A 13,583-nucleotide genomic window follows, 5' to 3' on the forward strand; every position below is an offset into this window, starting at 1 on the left:
CGCTGGCTTCCGAAACCGGTGCCTGACACTGGCACCCGTAGCGCGGCCACGCCCCCGCCATCCATGTGCTATCTTTTTTTCGATTGCCTTTCCCTCCTGCCAACCCCAAACTCGCTCCCCCGGCCGCTCCGTGGCCGCCTCTCGATTACCCGCTTGTCAGTCAACTAATCATGTCAGACCTCTCCACTTCGCTTCCGCGCGTACCACGCCGCTTCGATATCAATCCGAAGCCGCTGGGCGCCGCGCTCATCCTTATCGCGCTCGGCGCCATTTATCTCGCGCAGACCGTAAGCGGCCGCCAGGCGGCGCTCTACGTGGTCGGCGCGCTGCTGGGCATGTCGCTGTATCACGCGGCGTTCGGCTTCACGTCAGCCTGGCGGGTTTTCATCGCCGATGGCCGGGGCGCCGGTCTGCGAGCGCAAATGCTGATGCTCGGGCTCGGCGTGCTGCTGTTTTTCCCGGCGCTCGCGGCCGGTACGCTGTTCGGCCAGCCGGTTGTCGGGCTGGTCGCGCCGGCCGGTACGTCCGTGCTCGTGGGCGCGTTCATGTTCGGCATCGGCATGCAGCTGGGCGGCGGCTGCGCGTCGGGCACGCTATATACAGTGGGCGGCGGCAGCACACGCATGATCGTCACGCTGGCTGCGTTTATCGTCGGCTCGGTCGTCGCGACCGCGCATATGCCGTTCTGGACCGCATTGCCCTCGCTCAAACCGCTTTCCATGGTGACTACGCTGGGCGCAGTCTGGGCCATCGTGCTGAATCTGATCGTGTTTGCCGCCATCGCGGCGCTTACCGTCGTGATCGAACGTCGCAGGCACGGCCAGCTGGTCAATGAGCCGCTGCGCCAGCCGCACGCGTCGCCCTGGCTGCATGGGCCGTGGCCGCTGTTCGTCGGGGCGGTCGCGCTGGTTCTGCTCAACTTCGCCACGCTGGCGTTGTCGGGTCGTCCGTGGGGTGTGACGTCGGCGTTCGCGCTGTGGGGCGCCAAGATTTTCGCCGCGCTGGGTATCGACGTGGCCAACTGGCCGTACTGGGCATCGCACGCGAATGCGGGCTCCCTCGCCGCCCCTGTTACACATGACGTCACCTCGGTGATGGATATCGGCATCGTCCTCGGTGCAATGACGGCGGCGGCGCTCGCCGGCCGTTACGCGCCGGTCTGGAAAGTACCTGCCAAATCGTTGATCGCGGCGGCTGTCGGCGGCCTGATGCTCGGCTACGGAGCCCGCCTAGCCTACGGTTGTAACATCGGCGCGTACTTTAGCGGGATCGTGTCAGGCAGCCTGCACGGCTGGTTATGGCTCGTTGCCGCATTCGTCGGCAATGTGCTCGGCACGCGTCTGCGGCCGGCATTTGGCCTCGAAGTGGAACGCATCCGTCAGACCGGCTGCTAATCCTTACCAAAGAAGTTACAAAGACGGCCCCGTTTGTAACCGGGGCCGCACCACCCTGTTACACCTCTGATGTGCCCCCAAAACGGCCCTAAATTACGGTATTTATTACGGTATATTTGCAGCGCCGTTTCCCGCCTTTATAAACGCCGTGGCATTTAACCGCATGTCGCGCGCCGCAATTCTTTGATTAGACAATTAAGCCGAACGCCCGTATGACAAGGGTTTTCATGGATCTTTCCAAATTCTCGCAGTGCAAAAAATTCTCTTTGCATCATCTATTACAAGCGCGTGAAAGAGTTACCGATAATTGATGTATCTTTTTGAGATATTTTTTTGAGAAGGGATTGATTTCCTGTTTTACCCTTCATACAATTCGTCCCAAGCTGTTACGAAATGTAACGCCTTGTATCAAAAGCAAAGTAAGTTGTATCAGGCAGTGACATGTAGCCGGAGGACATCGTTTCCGGCGAGGCACAAAAGAGATAACGGCAAAAAAAGCCGACTTGGTAATTCGGGGCTTCGGAAACACAGAAAATGGACCGTAGCAGCGAGACGCTGGATTCAATCCGCGAGATTAACTTGTCTTACATCATGCTTGCGCAACGTATGTTGCGTGAGGACAAACCGATCGGGATGTTCCGTCTGGGTTTGTCGTCGGAACTGGCTGACTTGCTTGCCGGGCTGTCGCTCGCGCAAATCGTCAAGCTGGCCTCTTCCGATCAGCTTTTGTGCTTCTTCCGCTTCAACGACCACTCGATGTTGTCGGCGTTGACGCAAACGACGAAGCACACCGCAGTTGCCCCCACTCACGCGGCCATCCTGCTTGCAGGCCAGCCCGCTGAGCAGTTTGCTTAATCGAGGTGACTGCGATGCTTAAACGTAGTCTGACGGAAGACGCACAGGATGTATTCCGTGCGATCGCGCTGATCGAACTCGGCGCGCGCATGCAGGTGCTGGAGAGCGAACTGACGCTCTCGCGGGACCGCATGATTCGCCTGTACCGCGAGGTCAAGGGCGTATCGCCGCCCAAGGGCATGCTGCCGTTCTCGGCGGACTGGTATATGACGTGGCTGGCGAACATCCACGCGTCGTTGTTCTACAACACGTACCTGTTCCTGAAGAACGAAGCGCGCTGCTCGCATCTGGATGCGCTGACCAAAGGGTATCGGCTGTATCTGGAACATTGCCAGCACAGCGAAAGCGAGCCGGTGCTCGATCTGACGCGTGCATGGACGCTGGTGCGTTTCTTCGACGCCGACATTCTGCAGTTGACCAAGTGCTGCCGTTGCACGGGCAAGTTCGTCGCGCACAAGCACGATTTGCAGCACAACGTCGTATGTGGCGCATGCCAGCCGCCGTCGCGTGCAGGCAAGACCAAGAAAGCAGCGGCCGCTCGCCAGGAAGCAGCACTCCAGGCAGCGCAGGTTGCCGAGGTTGCACAGGTCGCTCAAGCCGCCTGATTGAATTGATGTCATTCGCCAACGGCTGGTCCGCCCGAGGCGAAGCAGAAACCGAAGCCTTATGAAAATCCGCGCACTGCGCGGATTTTTTTTGCCCTCAACCGCTCGCTCAAAAAATCCGCAGCTGGCTCAGCCCGCCAGGCCCACCGTCTGCACTACCAGCCAAAGATTCGCCGCACTGATCGCGCCAAACAACGACCACGCGAGCAACCGCGTCGGCAGTTTATTCGCGAATTCGCCCATCAACGAGCGGTCGCTGGTCATGCGGATCAGCGGATAAAGCGCGAACGGCAGTTGCAGGCTCAGCACAACCTGGCTCGCGACCAGCAACCGGCCGACCGCGCCGTTGCCCATCATCTGCACGCCGATCAACGCGGGAATCAAAGCCAGTGCCCGCGTGATGAAACGCCGCTGCCAGCACGGAATTTTCATCTTCAGGAAGCCTTCCATGATCACCTGCCCCGCCACCGTGCCGGTGAACGTCGAGCTTTGCCCCGACGCCAGCAACGTGATCGCAAACAGCACCGCCGCGAAACCCGTGCCGACGATCGGCGCGAGCAGCTTGTACGCGTCCTCGATCTGCGTGACTTCCGTGTGGCCTGTTGCGTGAAATGCCGCGGCGGCGAGAATCAGGATCGCCATGTTGATCAGCAGCGCGAGCACCAGCGACGCGATGGTGTCGATTCGCGACATGCTGATCGCCGAGCGGATACCGGCCGGATCGCGTTTGACCGCGCGCGTCTGCACAATCGACGAATGCAGATACAGGTTATGCGGCATCACCGTTGCGCCGAGAATGCCGATTGCGAGGTACATCGGCTCGCGCGAATTCAGCGCCTGCCACGACGGAATCAGCCCTTGCGCGACCGACGGCCAGTGCGGCTTCACCAACGCCAGTTCGATGATGTACCCGATGCCGATCGTCGCGATCAGGCCGAGCATGATCGCTTCGAGATCGCGGAAATTCTTGCCCTTCAGACCGAGAACGATCAGCGTGTCGAATGCGGTGAGCAGCACGCCGGTGGTCAGCGAGCAATTGAACAGAAGATGGAAAGCGAGCGCACCGCCGAGCACTTCGGCCAGGTCGCACGCGACGATGGAGAGTTCCGCGAGAAACCACTGAAAACGCGCGACGCCCGGCGAATAGCGTGAACTGGACAATTGCGCGAGGTCGCGTCCGGTGGCGATACCGAGACGCATGCTCAGACATTGCAGCGCCATCGCCGCGAGGCTCGACAGCAACACGACAAACAACAGGCTGTAGCCATAACGCGAACCGGCTTCGATCGCGGTGGCCCAGTTGCCCGGGTCCATGTAACCGATCGATACCAGCAAACCGGGGCCTGCGAATTGCAGGATCTTCTTCCAGAACGGCGCGCCTTGCGAGACGGCGACCGAGCCTTGCACCTCGGAAGGGCAAAACGGCGCCGTGGCGGTAGTTGGTAATTTGAACGGCAATCCGTAGGTCTCTTGAAGGGGATAAAACGCGGTGCATACGCATGCCACCGCGAGCCGCCTCAAGTGTACAAAGAAACTTCCGGCAATGTCCCGCTCAGTGCGTAGCGGCCGACGTCGCGCACGCGGTAGTCGAGCGGGTCGTGCAGCGTGTGCACGCGCGCGTTGCGCCAGAAACGATCGAGTGCGAGCGGCGCATGCGTGGCGCGCGCACCACACGCGTCGAACAGTTTTTCGCTGACGTCGAGCGCCGCGCGGTGCGCAACGATTTTCGCTTCCGAGGTGGCGAGCGCGACATGGGCGCGTGCTTCGGCAGAAAGCGACGGACCTTGCTGCCACGCGTCGTCGAGTATTTGCGCCGCGCGCGTGGCGAGCGCCTCGGCGGCTACCGCCTGCAGACGCATTTCACCGAAACGCTGGATCAGGTACGGATCGTCGGTGGCTTTGTCGACACCGGAGTTGATCCACGGCCGGCCATACTGCGTCACATACGCTCGTGCTTCTTCGAGCGCGCCCTGCGCAATCCCCACGAACAGGTTGGTCAACACCTGTTGCGAAATCAGCGTGCGCAAACTCGCGTACGGCGTGTCGGCCTTATGCAGCACTTCGTGCGGCTCGACCCTGACCCGCGCGAACGACACGCTGCCGCTGTCGGTTTGCCGCTGGCCGATCGGGTTCCAGTCTTCGTGAACGGTGATGCCTTCGCGCGTGGTCGGCACCGCGCCGAAGATCGATTTACCGGTGACGGGGTCGTGCGCGGAAATCGTCATCATCTGCGAGCCGCGCGTGCCTGAACAGAAACCCTTCTGACCGTCGAGCAGGTAGCCGCCGTCAGCGGTGGCTGTTGCAACGAGCCGCGTATCGAGCGGATTCACTGCATTGCCCCACCACCAGCGCTGTTCCACCGTGTCGCCGAGATAGCGCGCGCGTTGCTCCGGGTTGCCCCACACGTTGATGCTCACTACCTGCAAGCAGGTGAATCCCAGCAAATGTGCGAGCGCGCTGTCGACTTGCGCGATCTTTCGAATCGTCTCGTAGATGTCCGGCCAGCGCGCGCCTGCACCGCCGAATTCGCGCGGCACCGCGAGCGTGAGCAATCCCGCATCGGCGATCCACTGCTTTTCCTGCGCGGCATGACCGCCTTCACGATCGCGTTGCGCCGCGCTCGCGCGCAACGCGTTCAGCAAGCCGGTGAGATCGCGCACCTGAGATGCGCCGGATGCCTCGCACGTCGACGACGCGTCGGCATGACGGGGTTCGTTCATGCAAATGTCCAGATAGAGAATTGGGTTGAACGGCAGCGCGCCCGCCACTTTCGCCGACGCGAAGCATCGCGATTATTATGCGCGCTGCGCGAGCCGCCTCACGAAGCGATCGCCGACGAACTGCACGGCTGTCACGATGACGATCAGCAATGCGATCACGGTGACCATCACGGTCGTATCGAAACGTTGATAGCCGTAGCGGATCGCCAGATCGCCGAGGCCGCCCGCCCCGACCGCACCCGCCATCGCCGACGAGCCGATCATCGCGACCACCGTGATCGTGAAACCGCCGAGAATGCCGGGTAGTGCTTCGGGTAACAGCACATGCCAGATGATGTGCCTGCGTTGCGCACCCATCGCCTGCGCAGCTTCGATCAAACCCCGATCCACTTCGCGCAGACTCACTTCGGCGATGCGCGCAAAAAACGGAATTGCCGCGATGCTGAGCGGCACGATGGCCGCCCATACGCCGATGGTGGTGCCGATCAGAAATCGCGTCAGCGGCAACAGCGCGACCAGCAGAATGATGAACGGCGTGGAGCGAAACGCGTTGACGAGTGCACCGAGCACGCTATTCACCGACCGCTTTTCAGCGATGCCGCCGCGTGTCGTCGTCACCAGCACCAAAGCGAGCGGAATGCCCACCAGTGCCGCGATAAAAGCGGATACGCCGACCATCACGATGGTGTCGCGAATCGCGTCGGCAAGTTCGGAGAGCCAGAGATCAGACATAGCCGAGCACCTCGACATGGTTCGCGAAACGGCGCGCGTTGTCGAGCAACGCCGCGACCTGCTGCTGCGCGGTTTCTTTCACGTTGGCCCGCAATTGCGCCGACACGACCAGCCGCCCTTGCGCGTGTCCCTGAATCCGGTCGATGCCGCCATGAACGAAACTCACACGCCCACCGTCGATACTCAACGCCGACGTGAGTCCGCCGAGATCCGGCTCTTGCGTGTCTGCGCCGGTGAAGCGCACGTCCAGCAGAATCTGCGCGTCTGCGGCTGCCACGTCGCTGAATGGCTTGATGCGCGCGGCCAGATCCGCGGGCAGATCGTGCACCAGTGTGCGCAGCAAGGCATGCGTCGCCGCGTGTTGCGGATTGCCGAAAACGCGCCACACGGGCCCATTTTCTACAACTTCACCGCGCTCTATCACTGCGACCGTATCGCACACTTCGCGAATCACTTCCATCTCGTGAGTGATCAATACGATGGTCAGATCGAGCCGCCGGTTGATGTCGCGCAGCAACGCGAGAATGGCCTGTGTCGTTTCGGGATCGAGTGCGGAGGTGGCCTCGTCGCACAGAAGTATGTCCGGGTCGGTCACCAAAGCGCGCGCAATGCCCACGCGCTGCTTCTGTCCACCGGACAAACTCGCGGGATAAGCGTCACGTTTCGCCGATAAGCCGACCAGATCGAGTAACGCATCGACCTTTTTTTCGATTTCGACTTTCGGCACGCCTGCGATCTTCAGCGGCAAAGCAATGTTCTCGCGTACTGTCTTCGCCGAGAGCAGGTTGAAGTGCTGAAACACCATGCCAATGCGCCTGCGCAGCGTGACGAGTCCGCGTTCATCGAGTTCGCCGACGCTCACGCCGTTCACACGCACCGCGCCTGAACTCGGCTTTTCCAGACCGTTGACCAACCTCAGCAAGGTCGATTTCCCAGCACCGCTACGGCCGATAATGCCGAACACTTCGCCGCGCGTCACTGTCAGTGTGACATTGGCGAGAGCGGTATTCGCCACGCCGCGAGCATCGCCGAATACCTTGCCGACGTTGTCGAATATCACGGCGGCTTGAATCGTCGCATCGGCGGAACCATCGCTCAGCGCGAACGACGGCGCGTCTTCAATGAACTGCGGCGGTTCGAAAAAGTTGGCCATGACTGCGTTCCTTTCGTTTCAGACTTCGACTTCTACTGCGATGCAAGACGCCGCGTTACCACGCAACGGCGTAGAGATTGCCGAAGGCTTTGTCGAGCGCGGCGCGAACCGCCGGTGAATGCTGGTAGATCGAAATGAACTTGCGGATACGCGGATCGTTCGCGCTTTCCGGGCGCACGACCCATTGAATCGCGTAATTCTTGTTCTCCAGACCGTCGAACAGCAACGCGCTATTCGGGTCTGCGGTGCCTGCAAGTTTGATGAAGCTCGGATAGCCTTGCGCAAGATCGACATCGTCGAGCGAGCGGGCCAATTGCGACGCTTCAAGCTGAACGATCTTCAGATGCTTCGGGTTGTCGATAATGTCGAGCGTCGTCGCGCGATAGTCGATGCCCGGCTTCAGCTTGATCAGCCCCGCGCGCTGAAGCAACAGCAAACCACGGCCACCGTTGACCGGATCGTTCGCAATTGCCACGGTCGCGCCGTCTTTCAATTCGTCGAAACGTTTGATCTTTTTCGAGTACAAGCCGATCTTCATGATCGTGCCAGGCGCAATGGCGATGAAGTTATAGCCGCCCTGCTTCTTCGCGTTCTCGAGAAACGGAATGTGCTGGAAGTAATTGACGTCGATATCCTTGTTCGCGAGCGCCGCGTTCGGCGTGTTCCAGTCGGTGAATTCGATGATCTTCACATCGAGTCCCTGCTCTTTCGCCTCGCGCGCAGCGACTTTCAATGCCTCGATTTGCGGACTGGTCGACGTGCCGATTTTAAGCGTGGGTGCGTCGGCGGCGTTCGCCTGCGTGGCGGGCAATTCCATCGACAGAACGAATGCGCCGATCAATGCGAGCGTGGGCGTGTAGAAGAATTTCCGCATGGTAGATAGAGAAATGCGCATGATGGACTCGCAGAGTTGCTACGTGTTGTGTCGGGACGAGCCGGTCCACCTGCGTGCACTGAGTTTCGATCAGGCATGCCGGTCGGCATCGGAAAAACGGAAATCTGCAATGAGTGGCTGAACCACAGCGTGGCAGCGACAAAAGCGCTCAACGCACGGATCGATCAGCGGGGACAGCGGAAGGTCGGACAGGTCATCGCCTCTCTCCAGATGAGGTGCGAATCATCATAGAGGGCGAGAAACGGGCGGTCTACGAACGGATTTTCCGAAGGAAAGCGGTAAAAACGATTTGGACAAAAAAACGCCGGGCGGTGCGATTGCACTGCCCGGCGTTCGATACTCTTCGATGCGTGCGTCACTCAGCAGGCTACTGCTTCGCCACCTGCTGCGCCGATGCCAAAGCCGGCGTAGAGCCAGAAGCCGGCGACACCGCTCCGACCGCCGTATCGGGCGCCTGCACGTTGCCCCAACCGCCGCCCAACGCACGGATCAGATTCACCGTCGCCACCGCCTGCGTGCCCTGCAAATGGCTCGCCTGCAATTGCGAAATCAGCACCTGCCGCTCGCCGTCGATCACATCCAGATAGCTGACCGCGCCCTCGGTGTACTGCGTGCGCGACAGATGCGCCGCCCGTTGCGACGCGTCGACCGCCGTGTTCTGCTCGCGCATCTGATCGTCGAGCAGACGCAGATCGGCCAGGTTGTCCTCGACTTCGCGGAACGCGACGAGTATCTGCTGACGATACTGCGCGACATCCTCGTCGTACTTCGAACGGGCCTGCGCGAGATTCGCCTTGCGGCGACCGCCGTCGAACAACGGCAGCGTCAACGCGGTGCCCGCGAACGGCCCGAGAATAAACGCGCGGCTCGACCACATGAACAGATCGCCAAGTGTCGCCGATTCAAAACCCGCCGCGCCGGTGATATCCAGCTTCGGGAAGAACGCCGATTTCGCGAGACCCACACGCGCATTCGCCGCCTGCATCGCGCGCTCTGCCGCCGAGATATCCGGGCGACGTTCGAGCAATGCCGAAGGCAATCCCGCAGGCACGCGCACCGTCACCGGCGTGAGCGGTGCTTCAGCAAACGAAAAGTCCGCGGGCGGCTTGCCGAGCAGAATCGCGAGACTGTGCTCGGACGCCGCGCGCTGACGCGCCACACCAACAGCGTCGGCACGCGCGCTCGCGAGTTCGTTGCGAGCCCGCGCCAGATCCAGTTCGCTGATATCACCTTCCTTGAATCGACGCTCGACGAGCTTCAGCGTGTCCTCGCGCAACGCAACGGTGCGGCGGTACAGATCCTGATCGGTATCCAGCTCGCGCAACTGGAAGTAGTTCTGCGCGACGTCGGCCTGCAGCGACAGTTGCACCGACCGGAACAGCGCTTCGCTTTGCCCTTCATCCGCGCGCGATGCGCTCACGTTCGAACTCACGCGCCCGAACAGATCCGCTTCATACGACGCCCCGACTTGCGCGCGCCAGATCGTGCCGGTCGTACCGCCCGCGCTGTCCGGCTGGAATTGCGACGCCGCCGACGCCCGCTCGCGCGTCGGACCAAAGCCCGCATCGAGCTTCGGGAACCAGTCCGATTTAGCTGCCTGCGTCACCGCACGTGCCTGCTGCACACGTGCTGCCGCTGCCTTCAGATCCTGGTTCGCGGCGGCGGCCTGCTCTTCCAGTGCGTTCAGTTGCGAGTCGCCGAAAATCGTCCACCATTCGCCGCGATGCGCGTCGTCGGCGGGCTGCGCCGGCTTCCACGTGCCGTTGTCCTGCGCGGATGGCGCGGACGCCACAGCAGTAGCCGATGCAGCCGGTGCTTCCTTGAACGCGACCGGCGTATCCACGTCCGGGCGCTTGTATGTCGGCTCGACCGAGCACGCAGCGAGCAGCGCGACCAGTAATGCGCTGGCAGCCGCGCGGCCCCATCCGCTCAACGGTGCAATGCTAGTTTCAAAGCGTTCCATTATTGTTTTCTCCTCACGCGTCCGTCACCGGCGCGCCATAGTGCGGCGAATCTTTCTGCGCGACGTGAATCGTCCCGCCAGCGAGCGTGCGCAGCACCACATAGAACACAGGCGTCAGCATCAGCCCGAACAGCGTGACGCCGAGCATGCCGAAGAACACCGCAATCCCCATCGCGTGACGCATTTCCGAACCGGCTCCGCTCGACAACACCAGCGGCACCACGCCCATGATGAATGCGATCGACGTCATCAGAATAGGCCTCAGACGCAGACGGCTCGCCTCGATGGCCGCCGACAACGGCGTGTGTCCGTCATGCTCCAGTTCGCGAGCGAACTCGACGATCAGGATCGCGTTCTTCGCCGACAGGCCCACCAGCACCATCAAACCGATCTGCGTGAAGATGTTGTTGTCACCGCCGAGCAGCCACACGCCCGTCAGCGCGGACAGCACGCTCATCGGCACGATCAGGATCACGGCGAGCGGCAGCGTCAGGCTTTCGTACAGCGCGGCGAGCACGAGGAACACGAGCAGCACGCTGATCGGGAACACCCACATGCCTGCGTTGCCGGCAAGAAGCTGCTGATACGTCAGGTCGGTCCATTCGAGCTTCACGCCACGCGGCAACACTTCTGCCGCGACGCGTTCGGCTGCGGCCTGCGCCTGTCCCGACGAGAAGCCCGGAGCGGGTCCACCGTTGATATCCGCAGCGGTGTAGCCGTTGTAACGCACCACCATTTCTGGACCGTAGGTCGGTGTGACTGTCACCAGCGACGACAGCGGCACCATATCGCCAGCAGCATTGCGCGTCTTCAGTTGCAGGATGTCGTCCGCACGCTGACGGAACGGCGCGTCCGCCTGCACCCGCACCTGATACACACGGCCGAAGCGGTTGAAGTCGTTCACGTACAGCGAACCGAGGTAAATCTGCATCGTGTCGAACACGTCCGTGACCGGCACGCCGAGTTGCTTCGCCTTCACACGATCCAGATCCACGTTCAGTTGCGGCACGTTGATCTGATAGCTGGAGAAGGTCGGGCCGAGTTCAGGCGTTTGCGCTGCGCGCTTCACGAAGACTTCGGCGGCCTTGTTCAACTCCGCGTAACCGAGCGCGCCGTGGTCCTCCAGTTGCATCTTGAAACCGCCGAGCGTGCCGAGACCGAGCACCGGCGGCGGCGGAAACACCGCGACGAACGAGTCCTTGATCGCGCCGTATTGCTGATTCAACGCACCCGCAATCGCACCCGCCGACAACGCCTTGCCGGGGCGATCCGCGAACGGCTTGAGCTTGACGAACACCACCCCCGCGCTCGAACTATTCGTGAAGCCGTTCACCGACAGACCCGGAAACTCCACCGCGCTTTCCACGCCCGGTTGCTTCAGCGCAATCGCGCTCATGTCGCGAATCACCTTCTCGGTACGATCGAGCGTTGCACCATTCGGCAACTGCGCGAAGGCAATCAGATACTCCTTGTCCTGCGCCGGCACGAAGCCGCCGGGCACGAGACGCGACATCAGCACCGTTGCGCCGAGCAGGATCGCGTAGACCGCGAGCATCGCGCCTTTACGGCGCAATACGCCGGTGACGCCGCGTCCATAAGCCTGCGAGCCACGATGAAACACCTTGTTGAAGCGCTTGAAGAAGCCGCCGAGCACGCGGTTCATCGCACGTGTCACGACGTCTTCCTTCGCGCCGTGACCGCGCAACAGCAATGCGGACAATGCGGGCGACAACGTCAGCGAGTTGAATGCCGAGATCACCGTCGAGATCGCGATGGTCATCGCGAACTGCTTGTAGAACTGCCCCGTCAGACCCGTCATGAACGCGAGCGGCACGAACACGGCAACCAGCGTCAACGCAATGGCGATGATCGGCCCGCTCACTTCCTGCATCGCTTTATACGTCGCGTCGCGCGCACTCAGCCCGTTTTCGATATTCCGCTCGACGTTTTCCACCACCACGATCGCATCGTCCACCACGATCCCGATGGCAAGCACCATGCCGAACAACGACAACGCGTTAATCGAGAAGCCAAACGCGAGCAGCAGCGAGAACGTCCCGACAATCGACACCGGCACTGCGATCAACGGAATGATCGACGCGCGCCACGTTTGCAGGAACACGATCACGACGATCACGACCAGCGCAATCGCTTCGAGCAACGTATGCACGACCGCTTCGATACTGGAGCGCACGAACTGCGTCGGGTCATAGACGATGCGGTATTCGACGCCAGCGGGCATGTCCGCCGACAACTCCTTCATCGCTTCGCGCACCTGATCCGAAATTGCCAGCGAGTTCGCACCCGGCGCCTGGTTGATTGCGAGCGCCACGGCCGGTTTGTTGTCGAGCAGCGAACGCAGCCCATACTCCGAAGCCGCGAGTTCAATTCGCGCGATGTCACGCAGATAAGTCACCGCGCCATCAGGTGCAGTCTTGACAACGATATCGCCGAATTCGCCTTCGGTCTTCAGACGGCCGCGCGCATTCACTGACAGTTGCAACTGCGTGCCCGGCACCGAAGGCGATCCGCCGATCACACCGGCCGCCACCTGAATGTTCTGCTCGCGAATCGCATTGACCACTTCCGTCGCGGTCAGATTGCGTTGCGCGACTTTCTGCGGATCGAGCCAGACACGCATCGCGTAATCGCCCGAACCCCACAACTGCACTTCGCCGACGCCCTGAATCCGCGCAAGCCGGTCCTTGACGTTCAGCAGCGCGTAGTTGCGCAGATACGTCATGTCGTAGCGGTTATTCGGCGAAATCAGGTGGACTACCATCGTCAGCGTAGGCGAACTTTTGATGGTCGTGACGCCGAGCCGCTGTACGTCTTCCGGCAAACGCGGCAACGCCTGATTGACGCGGTTCTGCACGAGTTGCGTCGCGAGGTCGGGGTTCGTGCCGAGCTTGAAGGTCACCGTGAGCGTGAGATTGCCGTCGCTATTCGCTTGCGACTGCATATACAGCATGTTCTCGACGCCGTTGATCTGCTCTTCGAGCGGCGACGCGACCGCTTCTGCAATCACTTTCGGATTCGCGCCCGGATATTGCGCGTGCACGACCACCGAAGGCGGCACAACTTCCGGGTACTCCGAGATAGGCAGCTTGAAGAGCGAAATGATGCCCCCGAGCAGGATCAATACCGACAACACGCCAGCAAAGATCGGCCGATCGATGAAGAATTTGGATATGTTCATGGGAAGCTCTTAACGTTGAAGCATGCGGTTTGAGCATGCGCCGCGCGCTATCGATGCGCACGGCGCA

Annotated in this window: 10 protein-coding genes; 3 read left to right on the forward strand and 7 right to left on the reverse strand. The window is 61.3% G+C overall.

Annotation, left to right across the window (positions count from 1 at the left end):
• Positions 1 to 170 precede the first annotated feature (170 nt).
• The 3 genes from ABH945_RS17410 (at position 171) to flhC (ending at position 2,854) form a co-directional block, all read left to right on the forward strand.
• Complete coding sequence (locus ABH945_RS17410) at positions 171 to 1,394, forward strand: YeeE/YedE family protein (RefSeq protein WP_429251319.1); 1,224 nt, start codon at positions 171 to 173, stop codon at positions 1,392 to 1,394.
• A gap of 534 nt (positions 1,395 to 1,928) precedes the next feature.
• The gene (gene flhD / locus ABH945_RS17415) at positions 1,929 to 2,249 is read left to right on the forward strand and encodes a flagellar transcriptional regulator FlhD (protein ID WP_020068239.1); all 321 of its coding nucleotides are present in this window, start codon (positions 1,929 to 1,931) and stop codon (positions 2,247 to 2,249) included.
• 14 nt (positions 2,250 to 2,263) lie between these two features.
• Positions 2,264 to 2,854, forward strand: coding sequence for a flagellar transcriptional regulator FlhC (gene flhC / locus ABH945_RS17420; protein WP_074769734.1), 591 nt, complete (start codon positions 2,264 to 2,266; stop codon positions 2,852 to 2,854).
• 129 nt (positions 2,855 to 2,983) lie between these two features.
• Here flhC and ABH945_RS17425 read toward each other — a convergent pair whose 3' ends face one another.
• From ABH945_RS17425 to ABH945_RS17455, 7 genes are all read right to left on the reverse strand, one after another.
• Positions 2,984 to 4,312, reverse strand: coding sequence for an Nramp family divalent metal transporter (locus tag ABH945_RS17425; RefSeq protein WP_429251320.1), 1,329 nt, complete (start codon positions 4,310 to 4,312; stop codon positions 2,984 to 2,986).
• A gap of 59 nt (positions 4,313 to 4,371) precedes the next feature.
• Positions 4,372 to 5,574: an acyl-CoA dehydrogenase family protein gene (locus ABH945_RS17430; RefSeq protein WP_429251321.1), complete on the reverse strand. Its 1,203-nt coding sequence runs from the start codon at positions 5,572 to 5,574 to the stop codon at positions 4,372 to 4,374.
• Positions 5,575 to 5,649: 75 nt separating this feature from the next.
• Positions 5,650 to 6,306, reverse strand: a complete 657-nt coding sequence (locus tag ABH945_RS17435) for a methionine ABC transporter permease (RefSeq protein WP_074769736.1) — start codon at positions 6,304 to 6,306, stop codon at positions 5,650 to 5,652.
• Entirely contained in the window at positions 6,299 to 7,459 is a 1,161-nt protein-coding gene (locus ABH945_RS17440) for a methionine ABC transporter ATP-binding protein (protein WP_429251322.1), read from the reverse strand. Before ABH945_RS17440 ends, ABH945_RS17435 begins: the two co-directional genes overlap by 8 nt.
• 55 nt (positions 7,460 to 7,514) lie before the next feature.
• The gene (locus tag ABH945_RS17445) at positions 7,515 to 8,354 is read right to left on the reverse strand and encodes a MetQ/NlpA family ABC transporter substrate-binding protein (RefSeq protein ID WP_429251323.1); all 840 of its coding nucleotides are present in this window, start codon (positions 8,352 to 8,354) and stop codon (positions 7,515 to 7,517) included.
• Positions 8,355 to 8,721: 367 nt separating this feature from the next.
• Positions 8,722 to 10,317, reverse strand: coding sequence for an efflux transporter outer membrane subunit (locus ABH945_RS17450; protein ID WP_429251324.1), 1,596 nt, complete (start codon positions 10,315 to 10,317; stop codon positions 8,722 to 8,724).
• A gap of 13 nt (positions 10,318 to 10,330) precedes the next feature.
• Positions 10,331 to 13,516, reverse strand: coding sequence for an efflux RND transporter permease subunit (locus ABH945_RS17455; protein ID WP_429251325.1), 3,186 nt, complete (start codon positions 13,514 to 13,516; stop codon positions 10,331 to 10,333).
• Positions 13,517 to 13,583: the final 67 nt, after the last annotated feature.

The organism is Paraburkholderia sp. GAS333 (genome assembly GCF_050435665.1).
Taxonomy (GTDB): Bacteria; Pseudomonadota; Gammaproteobacteria; order Burkholderiales; family Burkholderiaceae; genus Paraburkholderia; species Paraburkholderia fungorum_A.